Here is a 20624-nt window from a genome sequence, read left to right as displayed (position 1 = left end):
AGCGGGGCTTTTTCGTTTTCGGTACTGTGGCGGCACAGCCGGCAGGGCAACGCAGCGATGACGGAGACTTCGGCATGAAGGGCGAGACGGTCGCACGGGTGACTCTGTCGCTGCTGTGGAGCCTGTGGATGCTGGCCTGCATCGTGCTGGTGCTGGGCGCGCTCGCCAATTACCTGGCTTCGCGCACGCAGACCCTGCCGCTGGTGCTGCAGCCGGGCGCGACCGCCGAGATCACGGTGTACCGCTTCATCGACGACCCGCTGCGACTGCGTCTGCGTTATGCGGATGACGGCGCCGATCCGGCGGTCGATCCCGAGCTGCGCCTGCGCGCGGAAACCCCAACCGATCGCACCGAGTTCCGCGCGGACAGCCGCTCGGCGGTGACCGATCCGGAGATCCACCGCGCACTGGAATCGGTCGAGCGAGACCGGTTCGCCGCCTCGTACTTCGGCTACGGCCGCAGTGACGCACTGCGGCGAGGCCGTTCCTCGCTGCGGCTGACCGTGCTGGAGGTCGATCCGGCGTTGGCCGGCCGTGCGGCCTCGGTGGACCTGCTGCCGCCGATGGACGTGCTGAAGCTGACCGACCTCGACTACCTTTGGCTGTGGCCGTTCTTCTTCTGGAAATTGGCGGCGCTGTTGCTGATGATTCCAGGAGCTGCGTTGGCCGTCTTTACTGTGGCATTGCGACGCTGGCAGCGCCGGGCATCATCGCTGCCGACTTCAGCAGCGGATAGGGATTGATCGACTCTCCCTTCCACCACTGCTTCTCCGGCCCCAGCACATGCACCTCGAAATGCAGGTGTGGGGTCTCGGCGCTGGCGTTGCCCGTGCTGCCGACGTAGCCGATCACCTCGCCGCGCTTGATCACCTGCTTCTCGGCCAGGCCATCGGCGTAGCGCTGCAGGTGCGCGTAGTAGTAGCACCAATGCCCGCTGGGCTCGAACTGGTAGATCGTCAGGCCACCGCGCTCGCTGTCGAACAGTTTCTCCACCGTGCCATCGGCCACCGCCAGCACCGGCGTACCTGCATCGGCCATGATGTCGATGGCATCGTGTACGCGGCCCTCGCTGCGTGCATCGCTGAAGGTGTCGTGCAGCTGCGAGGGCAGGATGCCCTGCACCGGCAGCAGCAAGCCGGACGGTGCATCGGCAGCCTGGGCGGCCGGCGGCGCGGTGGAGGCGGGTGGGGCTGTTGCGCCTGGCGCTACCGGTTCCGTCACCGGCGCGGCGGCCACCGTCGATGGCGCTTCCGGCAGCGCGTCGGTCATCGGCTCATCCATATCGCGGTGCAGCCACCAACCTGCACCCAATCCCAGCAGAACACCCAGCACGATCAGTTGCGAAAGACGCATCGACTCACTCCTGCATCACGACAGGCACCGAGGTGTCCACTGCGTCGGCCACGCGCAGTGCATCCCAATTGGTCATGCGTACGCAGCCATGCGACTCGGTCTTGCCCACGTGGCCGGGTTCAGGCGTGCCATGCAAGCCGTAATGCGGCTTGGACAGATCGATCCAGACCCGGCCGACCGGATTGTTCGGGCCGGGCGGCAGCGTGGCTTTCTTTTCCCCCTTGCGGGCATCCCAGAACAGCTTGGGGTTGTAGTGGAACGGCGGGTCGCGGTACACGCCCAGGATTTTCCATTCGCCGATCGGCAACGGGTCGTGCTGGCTGCCGGATGACACCGGCACCTGCGCGATCAGCTTGCCCTGCGCGTCCAGTAGCTGCAGCGTGGAGTCGGATTTGTCGACCACGATCCTGGCGGCCTTCGGCAATGCGGCCGGGGCGATGTTGGGGACCTGGATGCGGCTGCCAGCCCTGGTCAGATCCACGCCGGGATTGAGCATCTTCATCAGCTCTGGGGACGCGTGGAAGCGCTCGCCCAGGGCTTCTTCCACACTGCTGTAGCCCAGCGATTTCAGCTTGGCCTGGGCGGCGGGTCCTTTCGGTATCGGCTGGAACGGGCCGGCGACATCCTCAGCAGTCAGCGTGTAGCTGGCCAGCGGCGTGATCGTATCGGCCTGCAGAGCCTTCCAGGTGGCGTCGTCCAGCTCACCCGTTACGGTCAGGCCGTGTGCCGTCTGGAAGCCTGACACCGCCCGCCGCTGGTTGCTGCCTACCTCACCATCAATCTGGCCCGGAGAGAAGTTCGCACGATCCAGCAGCACCTGGGCATGCAGTGCGGAGCGCACTGCGGTGTCCGGGCCAGCCTTCTCGGCAATGGGGGCGGGCAGGTTGGGCGGCGGCGCCTGCGCGAAGGCCGGCGACGCCAGCAGCGAGATTGCGAGCAGGGTGGATCGAGACACAGATGAGCGCATTGGGATCTCCAGCAGGTACGCCGCCACCTTGCCCGCAGGCGGCGCCGAGCCGCCGTGAAAGGGATCTGATGCCCGCATGAGCAGGCATGTCATTGCGGCCGGTTGCCAGCGGCAGGTGTCGCTGGGACGGGGGGTCACCAAGGTGAACGGTGGCCGACGCCGTCGATGGGCGGCGATCAAGATTGCCTGCCGTGCCGCCGATAAGGCCACATCCCCCCGTTTTGGATACCCCCATGAACTACTTGAGGAACGTCAGGGTTGCCTGGCGTCTTGGGCTGGGCTTTGGCCTGTTGCTGCTGCTGGTTGCCGCCGTAGTGGCCACCGGCGCCACCGCCAGCGTCGTGCAGAAGCGCGCGATGCAGCAGGTGGTCGACGTCAGCGTGGCCAAGGTGCGCCTGTTGTCGCAGATGCTCGACGCCAACAACCAGATGATGGTGGTGCGGCGCGAGATGCTGATCCGCCAGGGCGAAGACCGCGGCAGCGATGAGAAGCGCATTGCCGATCTGGTCAAGCGCTATGAGGCCAGCTGGACCGCCTACCAGGCACTGCCAGGCGATGCGGAGGGCAAGGCCATCGCGGAAACCATCGCGGCCAAGCGTGCCATCGCGCGCCCGCTCAACAAGCAGACCAGCGAACTGATGGAGCAGGGCGACTACCCGGGCGCCGTGGCGCTGACCCTGGGTCCGGTGCAGGAAGCCGCTAACGGCTGGAACAAGGCGCTGTCCGATGGCGTGGACTTCGAGGAGAAGGAAAGCCGTGAGGCTGCCGCCGAGGCGATCCGCCTGGGCGAGCGCAGCCTGCTGCAGCTGCTGGTGCTGGGCGGCGTCGCGCTGCTGGTGGGTATCGGTGCCTCGGTGATGATCGGCCGCAGCCTGACCGGTCCGCTGGCGCGCGCGGTGAACCTGGCCGAGCGCCTGTCCAAGGGACAGCTGGACCAGGAGTTCCGCCTCGGTGGCCGCGACGAGCTGACCCAGCTGGGCGAGGCGATGGCCAGCGTGCGCCAGAGTGTGCAGGCGGCGATCGGCGCGCAGTTGCAGATGGCCGAGCAGCACGAGGCCGGTGCAATCCGCTATCGCATGGACGCCAGTGCGTTCCCCGGTGATTTCGGCCGCATGGTGCAGGCCACCAACAGCCTGGTGGAGTCGCACGTGCAGGTGGAACTGCTGATGGCCGAGGTGATGCAGCGTTACGCCATGGGTGACCTCAGCCGCGACCTGCCGGACTACCCGGGCGAGAAGGGCACGCTGACCCGCACCCTGGCGGCGGTGAAGCAGAGCCTGATGGCGATCAACGCGCAGATCGATGAACTGGCCCGCGCCGCACGCGCCGGCGATTTCAGCATGCGTGGCGATGCCGCTGCGTTCCAGTACCAGTTCCAGACGATGGTCGAGCACCTCAACGGCATGATGGCCAGTTCGCAGGCCAGCATCGCCGATGTTTCCGACGTGCTGCGCGCGATCTCGCATGGCGACCTGACCGCACGCATGGAGGGCGAGTACGACGGCGTGTTTGCGCGCATGCGCGACGATGCCAACACCACCACCGCGCAGCTGACCGGCATTGTCCGCGGCATCCAGGTGGCTGCCGACAGCATCAACAACGCGGCCCAGGAACTGGCCGCCGGCAACAACGACCTGTCGCGCCGCACCGAGCAGCAGGCCGCGAATCTGGAAGAAGCGGCCGCGTCGATGGAGGAGCTGACCTCCACCGTACGCCAGAACGCCGAACTGGCGCGTCAGGCCGACAGCGAAGCGCATGCCGCCGGTGCCGCCGTGCGCGAGACCGAGCAGGCGATGGCACAGATGGCATCGGTGATGGGCGAAATCGATCAGTCCTCGGCGCGCATCTCGGAAATCTCCACGGTGATCGACGGCATCGCGTTCCAGACCAACATCCTGGCGCTGAATGCCGCAGTGGAAGCTGCGCGTGCAGGCGAGCAGGGCCGTGGCTTTGCCGTGGTCGCCAGCGAAGTGCGCACGCTCGCACAGCGTGCCGGTGTCGCCGCCAAGGAGATCAAGGAACTGATCGAGGACGCCGCTTCCAAGGTGAAGAGTGGCCTGGCGGTGACCGTTGAATCGGAAGCCGCGATCGCACGCGTGGCGCAGGCCAGTTCGCGCACCACCCAGCTGATGAGCGACATCGCAGCGGCCAGCAAGGAGCAGGCCGCCGGCATCGAGCAGGTCAACCAGGTGGTGGTGCAGATGGACCAGGTGACCCAGCAGAACGCCGCGCTTGTGGAAGAAGCCACTGCCGCGAGCCGCGCGCTGGAAGAACAGGCGCATGCACTGACCACGTCAGTGGCGGTATTCCAGCTGGAGCAGGGGCCGCGCATGCCGGTCATGCCGGCGCGGGCGGCGTAAGCGACCTGTAACTGGATACTGGATGGCGCCCTGCCTGCGATGTCCCGCATGCAGGGCGTCGATGCACCCACCGGAACGATGCCGCGGGCTAGCGCCCGCGGGCTGAGCGTTCGATCAGCCAGCCGGCTGCGTACAGCAACAGCAGTGTTGGCGGAACCAGCACTGCATATGCGGTCGACCAGGGCTTGCCACGCAGCAGGCCCCCTGCGCCGATGGCATCGAGTGCGGCAGACTGCAGGGTGATGGGGAGCGCCATCAGGATATAGGTACCCTTCGGGTCCCCCTCCGACTGCGCGCCGTGAACCAGCCATGCGGTCAACAGCAGGTAGACCACGCAAAGCGCAAGACCGGTCCAGCTCAGGAGTCGCCGCATCTTCATCCGCATGCCCCGGTTCAACGGACGTCGAAGCGGGCCTGCAGCGGCAGGCTCACCTTCCGCAGCAGATCCCGGACCACCACCTGCGCAGTCCACGTGCCTTTCGGATCACCGGCCTCGGCGACGAACTTCAGGTGCAGGTTGGTCATGTACAGCAGGTTTGGCGGGCCGGTCAGGGCGGCGGTGAAACAGGGAACATCGCGTTCGTCGATACTGGTACTGCCGTCCGGGCGCAGCATGCGCAGATCGCAGTGCACCTTGGGTACGCGGTTCTCGTCCAGTTGCGGGTTGGAGAGGAATGTCAGCAGGAACAACTCACCGCCCAGGTGGACTTCGTTGGCCTCGTTGAAGCCGGGAGTGGTCTCCGGCGGGGTCTCCCACTTGGCCCGCCAGTCGGCATCGGAAGTGACCAGCAGCGATGCCGCGAAGCCGCCGCTGGATTTCATGGCATCGGTCTCCGTCAACGCCTTGCCATCCCCATTTATCCAACCATCGCTGGCGGAGCTGTTCAGTGGCAGCATCATGGCCATCATGGCCAGCGCGCAGGTCCATCGCATCAACGGCTCTCCCGGGTAGCCGCGTCCCGCGGCAGAGCGGGTAGTATTGCCCAACATTGGCCGGCAAAGCAGCAGGACAGCCGGAGCAGGGGTTCCGTTGCCTGCCGATGTGGGTGATGCTTGCCAGCAAAGGAGGTGGCATGGGAATCGGGACCGAGGAAACGCCGATCTGTTTCCCTGCATCGGCCGCGCCGCAGCACGTGCTGATGCTGCCCGGTCTGGATGGCTCCAGCAGGCTGTCGCCCCCGTTCCTGTCGGCACTCCAGGCTTACGGTCTGACAACGCAGGCGATCACGCTGCCCGCGCAGGGACCGCAGGATCACGCCACGCTTGCCCAACGGCTGTGGTCGCAGTTGCCCAGTCGTCCCTTCATCCTGCTCGCCGAGTCTTTCTCGGGCCCGTTGGCTGTTGAACTGGCCACGCGCCATCCCACCGGGCTGCGCGGACTGGTGCTTGCAGCGACCTTTGCGCGTCGGCCGGTGCCACTGCCGGCGGCCAGCGCAGCCCTGCTGTCGCCGGCCTGGCCGCTGCCTCCCGTGGCATTGCTGGCGCGCCTGTTGCTGGGGCCGTGGTACACCCGCGGGCACACGTCGATGCTGCGCGATGCGTTGGCCAGGACTCCGACGAGCACGTTGCGGCAACGCGCCGCAGCGACCCTGCGGGTCGACGTGCGTGCATTGCTGCCAGCAATCCAGGTGCCGACGCTGTGCCTGCACGCGTGCCACGACCGCCTGCTGTGGCCGCCCAGCGTGGCCGAGCTGCAGGCCCTGTTGCCCGATGCCCGCCATGTGTCGTTGGAGGGGCCACATCTGCTGCTGCAGGCGCGTGCCGACGCAGCTGCAGCCGAAGTGGCCGCGTGGATGAGGACGTTGCCGCGTTGAACGATGCGCTCAGCTGCGGGCGCGGGTACGTGCCGCTTTCCTGGCCGCCACCTTGCGCACGGTCTTCTTCGCCGCACGGGTCTTGGCCGCCTTCTTCGCTGCAGCACTGCGCGAGGCGGCTGTACCGGCCTTCTTGACCGCTGCCTTCTTTGCGGCCTTCTTGGTGGCGGTCTTACGAGCCGGTGCCTTCTTTGCCGCCGCCTTCTTCGCAGGCGCCTTCTTCGCGGCCGTCGCCTTGGTCGTGGCCTTCTTTGCGGCTGACTTCCTGGCAGGCGCCTTGCTGGCCGCCTTCTTGCTCGCCGCCTTCTTCGTACCCTTGCGTGCGCTGCCGCTACGTTTGCCGCCACCGTCCTGCTTGTTCACGGTGGCCCAGGCGATGCGTTCGGCGGTGCCTTCGCTGGCACCGCGCTCGCGCTCGCTTTCCTCGATGTGCTCGGCCTGGCGCTTCTGTTTGTCGGTATATGCGGATTTGTCACCACGGGGCATGACGGTTCTCCTGTTGTAGTAGTCAGGCCAGCAGGCGCAGCTTGGGTTCACGCGCCCACTGGCGGGTGGCGGCCGCCGCCAGGAAGGCCTTGGCGTCTTCCGCTTCGACGATGCCGGCATCGTTGCCGACGCGCGCCGCCTTCAGCAGCGCCTGGCCGCCTGCGTCGCTGGCGATGGCCTTCAGGTGCGCCCACGCCTGGCTGACGAACTCGATGGCTGCACTCTCTTTCGACAAGGCCTTCGCGGCTTCCGGGCTGAGCACCACGGCCACCGCATCGAACACAGCCGATGGCGTGCCCGCCAGTTGCCCATCCGCCGCCTGCATCGCCCCATCGCTCAGCGTGGCGCCGCCTACTTTGGGCGCGACCAGCTTCACGTCTGCACCCGCCTTCCGGGCCGCTTTGCTCAGGCTGGCCATCACGCGCGCGTCGGAGCCCTCATCAAACAGGATGCCGATGCTGCGCCCTTGCAGGGTGGGCTTGTTGCGCCCGATCACGCGCACCTCGGGAGCGGCAGGCATGTCCTGCACCGGCGTGGCGGTCGGCGCGGGGTCGGGCAGTGCAGGCAACGCGAGCCCATCAGCTACGCGCTGCGCCAGTGATTCGTCGATGTTGCGCAGGTGGCTGACGGTACGCACCCGCACCTTGAGTGTTTCCACCTTGGACAATTCGAACACGAGTGCCGATGCCAGATGCGCCTGTTCCGGCTTCTCAAGGCTACGGAAGAACATGCGTGCCTGGCTGTAGTGGTCGGCGAAGCTCTCCGCGCGGGTGCGGCCCTTGCGGCCATCGTCGGCGCTGGCGTGGCTGCGGAAACCTGCGGGCGTCTCGCGCGGCGAGTCCTCCTGCAGCGAGCTGGGATCATAGGCGACGCGGCCCTTGGGCACCTGCATCTGCATGTGGCCGTCGCGCTGGTGATTGGCGAACGGGCACTTCGGGGCATTCACCGGGATCTGGTGGAAGTTCGGGCCGCCAAGCCGCAGCAGCTGGGTGTCCAGGTAGGAGAACAGGCGGCCCTGCAGCAGCGGATCGTTGCTGAAATCGATGCCCGGCGGCACGTTGGCCGGGCAGAACGCCACCTGTTCGGTCTCGGCGAAGAAGTTGTCGGGCCAGCGGTCCAGCACCATGCGCCCGATCACCTGCAGCGGTACCAGCGATTCAGGGATGATCTTGGTCGGATCCAGGTGATCGAACGGAAATGCCTCGGCGTCCTCTTCCGTGAACAGCTGTACCGCCAGTTCCCACTCGGGGAAATCACCGCGCTGGATGGCCTCGAACAGGTCGCGGCGATGGAAGTCATTGTCAGCCGATTGCAGCTTCAACGCTTCGTCCCAGACTGTTGACTGGATGCCCAGCCTGGGTCGCCAGTGGAATTTGACGAAGGTCGACTCGCCCGCCTCGTCCAGCAGGCGGAAGCTGTGCACACCGAAGCCCTCGATCATCCGCAGTGAACGCGGGATGGCGCGGTCGCTCATCGCCCACATGATCATGTGCATCGACTCGGGCATCAGCGAAATGAAGTCCCAGAAGGTGTCATGGGCCGAGGCGGCCTGCGGGAACGCACGGTCTGGTTCCATCTTCACCGCATGCACCAGGTCCGGGAATTTCATGGCGTCCTGGATGAAGAAGACCGGGATGTTGTTGCCGACCAGATCCCAGTTGCCCTCCTTGGTATAGAACTTGACCGCGAAGCCGCGGACGTCGCGCGGAGTGTCCACCGACCCTGCGCCACCGGCCACGGTCGAGAAGCGGGTGAACACGGGCGTCTTCACGCCTACCTCGGTCAGGATGCGCGCCCGGGTGTGGGCGGCCAGAGACCGGGTCAACTCGAAGTAGCCATGTGCCGCGCTGCCACGTGCGTGCACGATGCGCTCGGGAATGCGTTCGTGATCGAAGTGGGTGATCTTCTCGCGAAGGATGAAGTCTTCCAGCAGCGTGGGCCCTCGAGTTCCCTGCCGCAGGGAGTTCTGGTTGTCTGCCACCGGGATGCCCTGATCGGTGGTCATCGCCGGGTGGCTGCCGCCGGCGCGCGGGTGCAGTTCATCGCCATTGCCGCGGTGGTGGTTTTCGGTTGCGCGCTTGCCGGTCGGCTTGCTGGCGGCCATGGGGGGCTCCGGATCATCAAGGGAACCACGACACTGGAACCGAGCCCGTTAAACCCAGGTCCGGCAAAGGTGAACGTACGGGCAAAAGCAGGCTCGGGTATGCTTGCCCCATGCGAGTCGAGCCTGCCGACATCGAAGCCCTGTTCGACGCCATCCCGGACGTGCTGTTCTTCATCAAGGACCGCCAGGGGCGGTACACCCACGTCAACCAGACCATGCTGCGACGGCTGGGCCTGCGCGCGCGCAAGGACGTGATCGGGCGCACGGCGGCCGAGATCTACCCGACCGGCCTCAGCGCGGACTATGTCGACCAGGACGCCCGCGTGCTGTCCGGCGAGGTGATCGAGAACCTGATGGAGCTGCACCTGTTCGCCAACCGCGAACCGGGCTGGTGCCTGACCTGCAAGCGACCGCTGCTGGTCGATGGCGCCATCGAGGGCCTGATCGGCATTTCCCGCGACCTGGGCCAGAAGGACAGCCTGGGCGCCCAGTACGAGCAGCTGCGGCTGGCCCTGGCCCACCTCAACGCGCACTACGCCGAGAACGTGCGCATGCAGACCCTGCTGGACATCACCGGCTTCTCGCTGTCCAAGCTGGAACGCAGTTTCCGCAAGGTGTTCCAGATGACCCCGCAGCAGGTGCTGACCCGGCTGCGGATCCAGATGGCCATGCACCTGTTGCATGGCGACGACAGCATTGCCTGCATCGGGCAGGCCTGCGGTTTCAGCGACCAGAGTGCCTTCACCCGCAAGTTCAAGGCTGAAACCGGTTTCTCGCCGCGCGCCTATCGCGCCCGTATCGGCGGCAACGTCGGCGAGCCCGCACTGGCCTGAGCCGCCTGCTGCGCTGTGCCTATCCCCGTGGGCACGGGACAGGGTAAGGTGTCGCCCCTGTAGCCCGCCGCCAGCCCCGCCGATGCCCAACTCGATTCCGACCGCTTCGCCGTCCCGCCTCGGACATTCGCTCAAGCCCCGCCAGCTGATCATGATGGGCCTGGGCAGCGCCATCGGCGCCGGCCTGTTCCTCGGCTCGGGCGTGGGTGTGCAGGCGGCCGGCCCGGCGGTTCTGGTCTCGTATCTGGTCGCCGGCGCGCTGGTGATCATCGTGATGAACGCACTGGGCGAGATGGCGGCGGCCAAACCGACCAGCGGCGCGTTCTCGGTGTACGCCGCCGATGCCATGGGCGCCACCGCTGGCGCCACGGTCGGCTGGTTGTGGTGGGTGCAGCTGGTGATCGTGATCGCCGCCGAGGCGGTGGGTGCGGCCGGGTTGCTTGCCACGGTCTGGCCGGTGGTGCCGGTGCCGATGGCTGCGTTGGCCTTCATGCTGTTCTTCACTGCGATCAACCTGCTCGGGGTGAAGAACTTCGGCGAGTTCGAATTCTGGTTCGCCATCCTGAAAGTGGCGGCGATCCTGGCCTTCATTGCCATCGGCGTGGCACTGCTGATGGGCTGGCTGCCGCAGGTCACCTCACCTGGCCTGAGCAACTTCACCGAACATGGTGGTTTCGCACCGAAGGGCCTGGCCGGGATTGGTGCGGCGCTGCTGGTTGTCGTTTTTGCCTTCGGTGGCACCGAAATCGTTGCCGTTGCGGCGGCCGAAACCGAAGATCCCGAACGCAGCATCGCCCGTGCCATCCGTACCGTGGCCTGGCGCATCCTGGTGTTCTACATCGGCTCGCTGAGCGTGATCATCGCCGTGGTGCCCTGGACCAGCGAAGCACTGAAGTCGCCCTTTGCCGCCGTGCTGGACATCGCGCGCATTCCGGGCGCCGGCACTGCGATCACCCTGATCGCGGTGATCGCGCTGCTGTCGGCACTCAATGCCAACCTCTACGGCGCCTCGCGCATGATGTATTCGCTGGCGCAGCGCCGCGAAGCGCCGGCCGTGCTGGGCTGGACCGATCCGCGGCAGGTGCCGGTCATCGCCGTGCTGGCCAGCGTGCTGTTCGGCTTTGCGGCCACGGTGATGGAGCTGCTGTTCCCGGACCGGGTGCTGCCGGTGCTGCTGAACATCGTCGGTTCCACCTGCCTGCTGGTGTGGACGCTGTCGCTGGTTTCGCAGCTGGTACTGCGCCGCCGCGCCGATCGCCTGGGTACCCGCCTGCCGTTCCGCATGGCCGGTTTCCCGTGGCTGACCTGCTGCGCGCTGGCGATCCTGGCGTTGATCTTCGGCCTGCTGCTGAGTGAGTCGCACACCCGCCTGCAGTTCCTGTCGATGGTGGCGCTGACCGCCACGATCGCGGCCGGCAGCGCCATCGCACGGCGCGTGCGCGAGGCCTGACTGCTGTTGTAGAGCCGGCCCCACGGTCGGTTGCGGTCGCCGAATGTTCTGTAGAGCCGACCCTACGGTCGGCTGCTGTTCGCGTGGCCGCCAGCCGAGCGCGGGCTCGGCTCTACAGCAGGCATACATCTGCCGTGCCATCCTGATCGCGTGGGCCGCCAGCGGCCCGTCGACCAGGAGTACCGCATGCTGCGCAGCCGTCCCTTCCTGATGTTCACCGGCCAGGCCGAGGCCGCCCTGGCCCTGTACGCCGAAGCCTTCGCCGATTTCCGCCTGCTGGCCCTGCAACGCCACCCCGAGGGGGCCGGCGCCGGCGTGCCCGGCCAGGTCCGCCAGGCGATCTTCCTGCTCGGTGGCACGCATTACCTGTGCTTTGACAGCCTGGACGTGCACGATTTCACCTTCTCGCCGTCGATCTCGTTGTTCGTCGAGTGTTCCGGTGCCGAGCAGTTCGAACGTGCGGCACGTGTGCTGGGCGAGGGCGGCCATTGGCTGATGCCGGTGGGTGATTACGACTTCAGCAATCGCTACGGCTGGGTGCAGGACCGCTTCGGGGTGTCGTGGCAGCTGAGCCTGGGGCAGATGCCGGACCCGTGATCGGGGGATTGTGGGTGTGGACCTTGGTCCACACGCCCTCATGAAAACGGCCCGCTTGCGCGGGCCGTTTTCTTTATCGATGCAGTGAGGAATCAAGCCTCGACTTCATCATCCTTGTAGGCATCGACCGGGATGCAGGCGCACATCACGTTCTTGTCACCGTACACGTTGTCGACGCGTGCCACCGGCGGCCAGTACTTGCTCTGCTTCAGGCTGGCCAGCGGGAAGGCGGCCAGTTCGCGCGGATAGGCGTGGGTCCACTCGCTGGCGGTCACCGCGGTGGCGGTGTGCGGCGCGTTCTTCAGCGGGTTGTCCTCGCGGTCCAGGCGACCGTCTTCGATCGCGCTGATTTCCTCTCGGATCTGGATCATCGCGTTGATGAAACGGTCCAGCTCGTGCAGCGACTCGCTCTCGGTTGGCTCGACCATCAGCGTGCCGGCCACCGGGAAGCTCAGGGTCGGGGCGTGGAAGCCGAAGTCGATCAGGCGCTTGGCGACGTCCTCGGCACCGATGCCGCTGGTCTTCTCCAGCGGGCGCACGTCCAGGATGCACTCGTGCGCCACCAGGCCGTTACGGCCGGTGTACAGGGTCTTGAAGTGCGGAGCCAGGCGCTTGGCAATGTAGTTGGCGTTGAGCTGCGCGACCTGGGTGGCCTTGCGCAGGCCTTCGCGGCCCATCATCGCGATGTACATCCAGCTGATCGGCAGGATCGAAGCACTGCCGAAGCTGGCCGCGCTGACCATGCCGACCGGGCCGTTGTCACCCAGCTTGCCCGGCAGGAACGGGGCCAGGTGCTCCTTGACCGCGCACGGGCCCACGCCCGGGCCACCACCGCCGTGCGGGATGCAGAAGGTCTTGTGCAGGTTCAGGTGCGAAACGTCCGAACCCCACTTGCCCGGCTTGGCCACGCCGACCAGGGCGTTCATGTTGGCGCCGTCGGTGTACACCTGGCCGCCGTGCTTGTGGATGATCTCGCAGATCTCGACCACCTCTTCCTCGAACACGCCGTGCGTGGACGGGTAGGTCATCATGATCGCGGCCAGGCGGTCGCTGTACTTCTCGGCGTTGAGGCGGATGTCCTCGACGTCGACGTTGCCGTTGGCATCGGTCTTGGTCACCACGACCTTCATGCCGCACATCTGCGCCGAGGCCGGGTTGGTGCCGTGCGCCGAGTCCGGGATCAGGCAGATGTCGCGGTGGCCTTCGCCGCGCGAGCGGTGGTAGGCACGGATCGCCAGCAGGCCGGCGTACTCGCCCTGCGCGCCGGAGTTCGGCTGCAGGCTGACCGCGTCGTAGCCGGTGCATTCGACCAGCATCGCTTCCAGCGTGTCGATCAGTTCCTTGTAGCCCAGCGCCTGGTCGGCCGGCACCAGCGGGTGGATCTGCGAGAACTCCGGCCAGGTCACCGGGATCATCTCGGCGGTGGCGTTGAGCTTCATGGTGCACGAACCCAGCGGGATCATCGTGCGGTCCATCGCCAGGTCCTTGTCGGCCAGCGAACGCAGGTAGCGCAGCAGTTCGTGCTCGCTGTGGTGGGTGTTGAACACCGGGTGGGTCAGGAACGCCGACTGGCGCAGCAGGCCCGCCGGCAGCGCGTCGGCGGTGCTGGCGTCCAGCGCCTCGACGTCAGCCTGCGCGCCGAACACGGCGGCCAGCGCGACCACGTCGGCGCGGGTGGCGGTCTCGTCCAGGCTGATGCCGACCGAGTCGCTATCGATCGCGCGAAGGTTGTAGCCGGCGGCGCGTGCCTTGGCGTGGATATCATCGGCATGCACGCCGGTGATGTGCAGGGTGTCGAAGAAGTCGCCACCGACCTGCACGCCGGCGTTGCGCAGTGCCGCAGCCAGGATCGAGGCCAGGCGGTGGGTGCGCCGGGCGATGCGGGTCAGGCCTTCCGGGCCGTGGTAGACCGCATACATCGAGGCCATCACCGCCAGCAGCACCTGTGCGGTACAGATGTTCGACGTCGCCTTCTCGCGGCGGATGTGCTGCTCGCGGGTCTGCAGGGTCAGGCGGTAGGCCGGGTTGCCCTGGGCATCGACCGAAACGCCGATCAGGCGGCCCGGCATCGAGCGCTTGTAGGCGTCACGGCAGGCCATGAACGCGGCGTGCGGGCCACCGAAACCGAATGGCACGCCGAAACGCTGGCTGTTGCCGACCACGATGTCCGCGCCCCATTCGCCCGGGGCGGCCAGCAGGGTCAGTGCCAGCAGGTCGGTGGCCACGGCCACCAGGCCGCCGCGCGCGTGCACGGCATCGACCAGCGCCCTGTAGTCGCCGACCTGGCCGAAGGTGTCCGGGTACTGCAGCAGCAGGCCGAAGGCTTCCGCTTCCAGTGCTTCGGCCGGGGTGCCGACGCGCAGCACGATGCCCATCGGTTCAGCGCGGGTGCGCAGCAGTTCCAGGGTCTGCGGGTGCACGGCGTCGTGCACGAAGAAGGTGTCCGATTTCGACTTGGCCGAACGCTTGGCCAGGGTCATCGCTTCAGCGGCGGCGGTGGCTTCGTCCAGCAGCGAGGCGTTGGCGATCTCCATGCCGGTCAGGTCGGCGCACAGGGTCTGGAAGTTGATCAGCGCTTCCATGCGGCCCTGCGAGATCTCGGCCTGGTACGGGGTGTAGGCGGTGTACCAGGCCGGGTTTTCCAGGATGTTGCGCAGGATCACGTTCGGGGTGTGGGTACCGTAGTAGCCCTGGCCGATGAAGCTGCGCAGCACGGTGTTCTTGTCGGCGATCGCACGGATCTTCGCCAGTGCCTGCACTTCGGTCATCGACTCCGGCAGCGCCAGCGGCGCCGGCGACTTGATCTTGGCCGGCACGATGGCATCGGTCATCGCATCCAGCGACGCGTGGCCGACGACGTCGAGCATCTGCGCGATCTCGGCATCGTTGGGGCCGATGTGGCGCTCGACGAACGCATTGTGGTGCTCGAGCTCACGCAGGGAAGGGGTGTTCTGGGACATGGCGAAGGATCCGTCAGGAAAGGGCACACGCACGGGCACAAGCCGCCGGTCGGCGGTCTGCGGGGCGCCCCTCTGTCCTTTTGCCTGAGAGTTTGGAAGCGCGGAAAACCGCGGCTTCGTGCCCCTTCGGCGCCGGATCGAACCGGTCTCTCCAGAGTTCTGTTACGGGTGGTATCGGGCCTGAGCGATTACGGGCGTTGCGCCTTCGGCAGCGGTGTTCCGCTTCTCCCACCGTGTTGCCCGCCGATTATAGCCCGTTGCGGGCCCGCTGGCCGTCTACGGGCCTGGCCGCTGCGCCTGAATGGCCGATGGCCCGGACGTGCGTTTTGTGCATCGCTGCATGGCATCAGGCGCAATCCCCACCTATGATGGCCAGATACCCGAATTCATCTGGCGCCCTCCCTGCAGACAGGGACCGGCGCCCGCCGTGCGTGCCACGCATGGCCCTGCCGGACGCCTTTCCCATGACCGCCGCTGTTGCTCCCTCCACCCGCCGCATGGCCCTGCTGCTTGCCGGCCTGGCCATGTTCGGCCCGTTCTCGATCGACACCATCTTCCCGGCCTTCCCGCAGCTGGCCCGGCGCCTGGCGGTGGACGAGGTGGCGGTGCAGCAGACCATCAGCGTGTACCTGCTGTTCTACGGCCTGATGAGCCTGGCGCACGGCCCGCTGTCCGACGCCTGGGGCCGCAAGCGGGTGATCCTCGGTGGACTGGTGGTGTTCGTCGGCGCCTCGGTGGGCTGCGCACTGTCCACCGACCTGACCACGCTGCTGGCCTTCCGCGCGCTGCAGGGCCTGTCGGCGGGTGTCGGCATGATCGTCGGCCGCGCGGTGATCCGCGACCTGTACCACGGCCATGACGCGCAGCGGCTGATGAGCCAGGTGTCCATGCTGTTCGGCATCGCCCCGGCCATCGCGCCGATCATCGGTGGCTGGATCCTGCTCAGTGGCGCGGGATGGCCGCTGATCTTCTGGTTCCTGGTGGTGTTCGGGCTGGTCCTGCTGGCGGCCACTGCACGCTACCTGCCCGAGACCCATCCGGTCGAAGCGCGCGTGCCGTTGTCACCGCGCGCGTTGATGCGTGATTACGTGCGCATCGGTTTCAATCCACGCTTCCTGCGCCTGGCGCTGGCCGGCAGCATCGGCTTTGGTGGAATCTTCCTGTACATCTCCTCGGCGCCGGTGTTCGTGATGCAGCACCTGCACCTGGGCGAGGGCGGGTTTGCCTGGTTGTTCATCCCGACCATCGGCGGCATGACCACCGGCTCATTCCTGTCCGGGCGCATGGCCGGGCACACCACGCCCACCCGCCAGGTCTCCATTGGTTTCGGCCTGTGCGCATTGTCGGTGCTGTTGAACGTTGGCTACGTGGTGCTGTCGCCACAGTTCGTGCTGCCATGGGCGGTACTGCCGATCTTCCTGGGGGGCATGGGCATGGCGCTGATCTTCCCGATCCTGGCGCTGGCGGTACTGGACATGTACCCGCATCAGCGCGGCCTGGCCTCGTCGCTGCAGGCCTTTGTGCAGCTGATGATCAGCACCGTGGTGGCCGGCGTGGTGTCACCACTGCTGAGCGGTAGCCCGCTGCATCTGGCACTGGGCCAGGCCGCGTTCTTCGGCGCCGGTTTCGTGTTCTGGTACTGGGAACACCAGCGCGAGCGTGCGGCGCAGGCAGCCTGCACGGGTCACTGAGCAGCGCGCAGGGGTAGGGCGGGCCACGATGCCCGAAACACTTGCGGCAGGGAACGGCCGGACTAGGCTGGGCACTCCAGCCAGCCGGTGCGTGGATGCACGACAGCCAGCCGATCCGATGTCGTTGCATGAGGTTTCCCCCAAATGGCTGCGCAGCAGACCTACCGCCTGTTCGAGGTGGCGCTGAAGGAGCGCCGCGTTCTTTCCCCTTCCCTGGATCGCATGGTGTTCACCGGCGCCGACGTGGCGCGGATGAAGACCGAAGGCCCGGACCAGCGCATCAAGGTGTTCTTCCCCTTGCCTGGCCAGGACCTGCCGCAGGTGCCCTGCGGCGAGGACTGGTATCCGCGCTACCGGGCGCTGCCGGACGATCAGCGCCCGCCGATGCGCACCTACACCATCCGCCAGCTGCGTGCAGAGCTGGGCGAGGTCGATGTTGATTTCGTGCTGCATGGCGAGACCGGGCCGGCCTCACGCTGGGCCATCCATGCACGCCCCGGCGACCGTGTGGTGTTGCTGGCTCCCGATGCCGACTGCGCCGACAGCAGCGAAGGTTGGGAATGGAAGCCGCCGGCCGGCGTCGGCCAGGTGCTGCTGGTGGCCGATGAAACCGCGTTACCGGCGGTGGCTGGCATTCTTGAGGAACTGGCGGCCATGGTGGATCCGCCGCGTACGCTGGCCTTGCTGGAAGTGGCGCAGGCCGGCGACGCGGTGCCGCTGAAGGCACCGGCTACCGCCGAGCTGGTCTGGCTGCCGCGCGGGCGCGCGGCGTACGGGGCGCCGCTGTTGCAGGCGGTGCAGGCGCGGCTGGCAGCCGCCTCGAGCGTGGCCGCTGGCGACGAACTGGAAGAGATCGACGTTGACGCGCAGATCCTCTGGGAACAGGCCGATGCCAGCGTGGCCGGGCCGCTGTATGCCTGGGTGGCAGGCGAGGCGGGGGCGGTGATGGCGATCCGTCGCCATCTGGTCCGCGACTGCGGGCTGGACCGCCGCGCGATCACCTTCATGGGCTACTGGCGGCACGGCAAAGTGCTGGATTGAGGGGGTGTGAAGCGGCGTGGCGGGTGGGGTGCGCTATCCTTGCGCCCCCCTCGCAGCGGTATTGCACCATGTCCACCAGCTCCAAGACCCGCCGCGACCAGCGCCGTCGCCAGGAAAAGCAGGCCGCCAACAAGGCCGCTGCCCAGGCCTCGCCGGTGGAGCCGCATGCCGAACTGCGCGACGCGCAGCGCACCCTGCTGGCCGGTGTCGTGCGCCGCGACGGCGAATGGGTGCTGGGCATGGACGGCCGTATCGCCGGCCACAGTGACTCCGCCGCACAGGTACTGGCGCTGATCATGCAGGCCGGTGAACTGCACGAGCGCAACGGCACGCCGGTGCGCCTGATGTACTCCGATGCGCTGCGCGACGCCGCGCACGCCGAAGCGAAAGAGAAGGGCCAGACCTTCGAGGAATTCAAGGCGGAACTGGCCGCGGCGATGGCGGCGAAGAAGGACAGCTGATCCGCCGTGGGTAGCGCCGGGCCATGCCCGGCGAGTGCAGCGGTGCGATGAAGAGCCGCCGGGCATGAATCACTCTCACTGCTTGGCGAAAGGCTCCGCGCGCATGGCGATGCGTTCGCTGCAATGGCGCCCACCGGTCACGTGGGCGCGGCCCGGCGCTACATCAGGGGCGGATCCTCGCGGACCCGCCCCTTTTCTCATTTCGCCGCCGGGGCGGCGTTGGCCTGCCAGCCACACATCTGGCCTTCGTTCTGCTGCTTCAGCCACTCGTTGACCGGAGTGAAGTACTCGATCATCGGGCCGGCATCGAGCTTGTCGGTGCCGGTCAGCTCCTTCAGCGTGGCCTGCCACGGCTGGCTGGCACCCTTGCTCAGCATCGCCCAGTATTTCTGGCCGGCTTCCTTGTTGCCGTAGAAGGTGCACTCGTGCAGCGGGCCCTTGTAGCCGGCTGCATCGCACAGGCCCTTGTAGAACTGGAACTGCAGGATGCGGGCCAGGAAGTAGCGGGTGTACGGGGTGTTGCCCGGCACGTGGTACTTCGCGCCCGGATCGAAGAATTCTTCGCCACGGGTGCTGGCCGGGGCCACGCCCTGGTACTTGGCCTTCAAGTCCCACCACGCCTTGTTGTAGTTGTCAGCGGTGATCGAACCATCGAATACGCCCCAGCGCCAGCGGTCGATCATCAGCCCGAACGGCAGGAACGACACGCCCGACAGCGCCATGCGCATCTGGTTGTTGATGACCGCTTCGCGGCTCTCGGTCGGTGCATCGACCAGGCCGATCGAGCTGAGGTACTTGGGCGTCATTGCCAGCACGATGGTGTCGCCGATCGCCTCATGGAAGCCATCGTTGGCACCGCCCTGGAACAGCGGCGGCAGCGGGTTGTAGGCCAGGTCGTAATAGATGTGGCCCAGCTCGTGGTAGATGGTGGTGAAGTTCTCTTCGTTCGGCTTGATGCACATCTTGGTGCGCACATCGCCTTCCATGTTCATGTCCCAGGCGCTGGCGTGGCAGACCACATCGCGGTCGTCGGGCTTGATGAACTGGGTGCGTTCCCAGTACGACTGCGGCAGCGACGGCATGCCCAGCGACACATAGAAGTCCTGTGCGCGTTCAGTCATCTGCTTGGCGGTACGCAGTTCGGCTTCGCGCTGCGCCTTGTACTGGGCCGCCACACTGGCGTCCTTGCCGGCCTTGGCCAGCGACGCGCTCAGGTTGGTCTGGTACTGCTTTTCCAGTGCAGCGGTGATGTCCAGGCTGCCGGCACCCGGGTACGGTTCCAGCTGGTCCCACAGGTTCGACCAGTCCTGCTGCCACATGTTGCCCAGCAGGTGCGCGGCGATCAGGCCGTTGCCCACTTCGGCCTTGTCCTTGCCGTAGGTCTTGTCCAGCTTGCCGCGTGCGTAGCAGTGCAGCTGCTCGTACATCGGCTTGACCTGTTCCCAGAGGCGGTCGGTTTCCGGGCCGATCTGTTCGGGCGGCATGTCATAGCCGCTGCGCCACATCTGGCCGGCATCGGCAAAGCCCATGCCCTTGGCGCCCTCGTTCACCAGGCCGACGAACTTCTGGTAGTCGCCGCGCATGCTCCTGGTGGTGCTGTGCCAGCCCTGCCAGGCGTCGAGCTGCTTGTCGTAGTCGCGGCTGCGCGCCAGCACCTGTTCCAGCTCGCCCAGCTGGCGGCAGGAGTTCGGATCATTGGCATCGGTGCAGTACTTGCCGGCACCGTAGCTGCCTTCCATGCGGGTGGCGATCTGGGTCAGCTCGGCCAGCTTGGCCGGGTCGCGCGGCGCCGGCATCGACGACATCAGCTTCAGCAGGTGGATCGCGCGCTTGCTGTCCTCGCTCATCGGCTTGCCGTCGAACTTGGCGGCCTGTTCGATCCAGCTGTTGAGCTGGGTGAGCGAACGCTCGTTGGCTTTGGCCGCAATGCGTTCCGAATCACCGTTGATGTAGGTGGAGGACAGCCACTGCGCCGAGGTCATCTCCGGGTAAGCGGCCTTGAATTCGGCATTGATGCGGGCCACGAACTGGTCGGCGGTTTCACCGGCCGGAGCGCTGCTGCTGGCGGTATCGGTGCCTGGGGCAGCTTCCTTCTTGCAGGCGGCCAGGGCCAGCGTGGCGGCGGCGATTGCCGAGGCCAGCAGGAGATGACGGTGTTTCACGGGCGGTCCTTGGGTGGTGAACGACGGCCGAAGGCTAGTGGGCCGTCGCTGCCACCGCAAGTGGCGGACGTCAGCCGGGCGGCGCCCGGCACCCGCAGAGGCCAGAGCACAAGCAACAGCAACCGCCGAAGCAACCGCAACAGCGGGGTATCCGTGGGATGGCGCGGCGGTGTGGGCTTGCAGGACACGCCGTAAACCCATCCATGGGGGCTCGATGGCGCCATCCATGGCGCCAACGGTCCTGCAAGCCCACACCGCCCCACGTCTGACAGATCGTGGCGGCTGTTGGTAGGTGTCGACCTTGGTCGACACATCTGTCAGGTATCGACAATCAAAATGGGGTCA

Annotated in this window: 16 protein-coding genes, 1 pseudogene and 1 riboswitch; of the genes and pseudogenes, 9 read left to right on the top strand and 8 right to left on the bottom strand. The window is 66.8% G+C overall.

Annotation, left to right across the window (positions count from 1 at the left end):
* Positions 1-74 precede the first annotated feature (74 nt).
* Entirely contained in the window at positions 75-743 is a 669-nt protein-coding gene (locus tag AC5P74_RS18225) for a hypothetical protein (protein WP_346607632.1), read from the top strand.
* Here the strand turns inward: AC5P74_RS18225 and AC5P74_RS18220 are convergent.
* A complete protein-coding gene (locus AC5P74_RS18220; RefSeq protein ID WP_329843175.1) occupies positions 673-1353 on the bottom strand; it encodes a M23 family metallopeptidase in 681 nt (226 codons plus the stop codon). The genes AC5P74_RS18225 and AC5P74_RS18220 overlap by 71 nt on opposite strands.
* A 4-nt stretch (positions 1354-1357) precedes the next feature.
* Positions 1358-2320: a L,D-transpeptidase family protein gene (locus AC5P74_RS18215; RefSeq protein WP_164093585.1), complete on the bottom strand. Its 963-nt coding sequence runs from the start codon at positions 2318-2320 to the stop codon at positions 1358-1360.
* A 233-nt stretch (positions 2321-2553) separates the two neighbouring features.
* On the opposite strand from AC5P74_RS18215, the gene AC5P74_RS18210 reads away from it, so the two are divergent.
* Positions 2554-4680, top strand: coding sequence for a methyl-accepting chemotaxis protein (locus tag AC5P74_RS18210; protein ID WP_053498905.1), 2127 nt, complete (start codon positions 2554-2556; stop codon positions 4678-4680).
* Between the two features lie 88 nt (positions 4681-4768).
* On the opposite strand, the gene AC5P74_RS18205 is transcribed toward AC5P74_RS18210, so the two are convergent.
* Entirely contained in the window at positions 4769-5059 is a 291-nt protein-coding gene (locus tag AC5P74_RS18205) for a hypothetical protein (RefSeq protein ID WP_032954416.1), read from the bottom strand.
* 14 nt (positions 5060-5073) lie between these two features.
* The gene (locus tag AC5P74_RS18200; RefSeq protein WP_231111973.1) at positions 5074-5586 is read right to left on the bottom strand and encodes a hypothetical protein; all 513 of its coding nucleotides are present in this window, start codon (positions 5584-5586) and stop codon (positions 5074-5076) included.
* A 167-nt stretch (positions 5587-5753) separates the two neighbouring features.
* Here AC5P74_RS18200 and AC5P74_RS18195 point away from each other — a divergent pair, with 167 nt between their 5' ends.
* The gene (locus AC5P74_RS18195) at positions 5754-6494 is read left to right on the top strand and encodes an alpha/beta fold hydrolase (RefSeq protein WP_053498902.1); all 741 of its coding nucleotides are present in this window, start codon (positions 5754-5756) and stop codon (positions 6492-6494) included.
* A gap of 9 nt (positions 6495-6503) precedes the next feature.
* Here the strand turns inward: AC5P74_RS18195 and AC5P74_RS18190 are convergent, their stop codons facing one another.
* Together AC5P74_RS18190 and AC5P74_RS18185 are read right to left on the bottom strand one after the other, a co-directional pair.
* Positions 6504-6980 (bottom strand): hypothetical protein, encoded by a 477-nt coding sequence (locus tag AC5P74_RS18190; protein WP_495205023.1) that lies wholly within the window; start codon positions 6978-6980, stop codon positions 6504-6506.
* 22 nt (positions 6981-7002) lie between these two features.
* Positions 7003-9036, bottom strand: a pseudogene (locus AC5P74_RS18185) (catalase); the annotation flags it as partial.
* Between the two features lie 158 nt (positions 9037-9194).
* On the opposite strand from AC5P74_RS18185, the gene AC5P74_RS18180 reads away from it, so the two are divergent.
* The 3 genes from AC5P74_RS18180 to AC5P74_RS18170 all read left to right on the top strand — a co-directional run bounded on the left by AC5P74_RS18180 (position 9195) and on the right by AC5P74_RS18170 (position 11964).
* Positions 9195-9917, top strand: coding sequence for a helix-turn-helix transcriptional regulator (locus AC5P74_RS18180; RefSeq protein WP_005418296.1), 723 nt, complete (start codon positions 9195-9197; stop codon positions 9915-9917).
* Between the two features lie 82 nt (positions 9918-9999).
* Positions 10000-11367: an amino acid permease gene (locus AC5P74_RS18175; RefSeq protein WP_495205022.1), complete on the top strand. Its 1368-nt coding sequence runs from the start codon at positions 10000-10002 to the stop codon at positions 11365-11367.
* A 186-nt stretch (positions 11368-11553) separates the two neighbouring features.
* Positions 11554-11964 carry a VOC family protein gene (locus tag AC5P74_RS18170; protein WP_005418291.1) on the top strand — a complete coding sequence of 137 codons (411 nt, stop codon included), beginning with the start codon at positions 11554-11556 and terminating at the stop codon, positions 11962-11964.
* A 92-nt stretch (positions 11965-12056) separates the two neighbouring features.
* On the opposite strand, the gene gcvP is transcribed toward AC5P74_RS18170, so the two are convergent.
* Positions 12057-14924 carry an aminomethyl-transferring glycine dehydrogenase gene (gcvP, locus tag AC5P74_RS18165; RefSeq protein ID WP_053500679.1) on the bottom strand — a complete coding sequence of 956 codons (2868 nt, stop codon included), beginning with the start codon at positions 14922-14924 and terminating at the stop codon, positions 12057-12059.
* Positions 14925-14986: 62 nt separating this feature from the next.
* Positions 14987-15089: riboswitch (glycine riboswitch) on the bottom strand.
* 299 nt (positions 15090-15388) lie between these two features.
* Here gcvP and AC5P74_RS18160 point away from each other — a divergent pair.
* The 3 genes from AC5P74_RS18160 to AC5P74_RS18150 all read left to right on the top strand — a co-directional run bounded on the left by AC5P74_RS18160 (position 15389) and on the right by AC5P74_RS18150 (position 18117).
* The gene (locus AC5P74_RS18160) at positions 15389-16615 is read left to right on the top strand and encodes a multidrug effflux MFS transporter (protein WP_053500685.1); all 1227 of its coding nucleotides are present in this window, start codon (positions 15389-15391) and stop codon (positions 16613-16615) included.
* A gap of 144 nt (positions 16616-16759) precedes the next feature.
* Positions 16760-17656: a siderophore-interacting protein gene (locus tag AC5P74_RS18155; RefSeq protein WP_053500681.1), complete on the top strand. Its 897-nt coding sequence runs from the start codon at positions 16760-16762 to the stop codon at positions 17654-17656.
* 68 nt (positions 17657-17724) lie between these two features.
* Positions 17725-18117 (top strand): hypothetical protein, encoded by a 393-nt coding sequence (locus tag AC5P74_RS18150; RefSeq protein WP_005418286.1) that lies wholly within the window; start codon positions 17725-17727, stop codon positions 18115-18117.
* 197 nt (positions 18118-18314) lie between these two features.
* Here the strand turns inward: AC5P74_RS18150 and AC5P74_RS18145 are convergent, their stop codons facing one another.
* A complete protein-coding gene (locus AC5P74_RS18145; protein ID WP_206620474.1) occupies positions 18315-20279 on the bottom strand; it encodes a M2 family metallopeptidase in 1965 nt (654 codons plus the stop codon).
* Between the last annotated feature and the right edge of the window lie 345 nt (positions 20280-20624).

It is taken from the genome of Stenotrophomonas sp. YJH_SMC_94-11 (assembly GCF_059370435.1).
This window is presented reverse-complemented; position numbering and strand designations above follow the sequence as displayed.

Excerpts from the sequence above, each read along its gene's own strand:
- AC5P74_RS18225 (WP_346607632.1), top strand. The coding sequence starts at position 75 with ATGAAGGGCGAGACGGTCGCACGGGTGACTCTGTCGCTGCTGTGGAGC.
- AC5P74_RS18220 (WP_329843175.1), bottom strand. The coding sequence starts at position 1,353 with ATGCGTCTTTCGCAACTGATCGTGCTGGGTGTTCTGCTGGGATTGGGT.
- AC5P74_RS18215 (WP_164093585.1), bottom strand. The coding sequence starts at position 2,320 with ATGCGCTCATCTGTGTCTCGATCCACCCTGCTCGCAATCTCGCTGCTG.
- AC5P74_RS18210 (WP_053498905.1), top strand. The coding sequence starts at position 2,554 with ATGAACTACTTGAGGAACGTCAGGGTTGCCTGGCGTCTTGGGCTGGGC.
- AC5P74_RS18205 (WP_032954416.1), bottom strand. The coding sequence starts at position 5,059 with ATGAAGATGCGGCGACTCCTGAGCTGGACCGGTCTTGCGCTTTGCGTG.
- AC5P74_RS18200 (WP_231111973.1), bottom strand. The coding sequence starts at position 5,586 with ATGGCCATGATGCTGCCACTGAACAGCTCCGCCAGCGATGGTTGGATA.
- AC5P74_RS18195 (WP_053498902.1), top strand. The coding sequence starts at position 5,754 with ATGGGAATCGGGACCGAGGAAACGCCGATCTGTTTCCCTGCATCGGCC.
- AC5P74_RS18190 (WP_495205023.1), bottom strand. The coding sequence starts at position 6,980 with ATGCCCCGTGGTGACAAATCCGCATATACCGACAAACAGAAGCGCCAG.
- AC5P74_RS18180 (WP_005418296.1), top strand. The coding sequence starts at position 9,195 with ATGCGAGTCGAGCCTGCCGACATCGAAGCCCTGTTCGACGCCATCCCG.
- AC5P74_RS18175 (WP_495205022.1), top strand. The coding sequence starts at position 10,000 with ATGCCCAACTCGATTCCGACCGCTTCGCCGTCCCGCCTCGGACATTCG.
- AC5P74_RS18170 (WP_005418291.1), top strand. The coding sequence starts at position 11,554 with ATGCTGCGCAGCCGTCCCTTCCTGATGTTCACCGGCCAGGCCGAGGCC.
- gcvP (WP_053500679.1), bottom strand. The coding sequence starts at position 14,924 with ATGTCCCAGAACACCCCTTCCCTGCGTGAGCTCGAGCACCACAATGCG.
- AC5P74_RS18160 (WP_053500685.1), top strand. The coding sequence starts at position 15,389 with ATGACCGCCGCTGTTGCTCCCTCCACCCGCCGCATGGCCCTGCTGCTT.
- AC5P74_RS18155 (WP_053500681.1), top strand. The coding sequence starts at position 16,760 with ATGGCTGCGCAGCAGACCTACCGCCTGTTCGAGGTGGCGCTGAAGGAG.
- AC5P74_RS18150 (WP_005418286.1), top strand. The coding sequence starts at position 17,725 with ATGTCCACCAGCTCCAAGACCCGCCGCGACCAGCGCCGTCGCCAGGAA.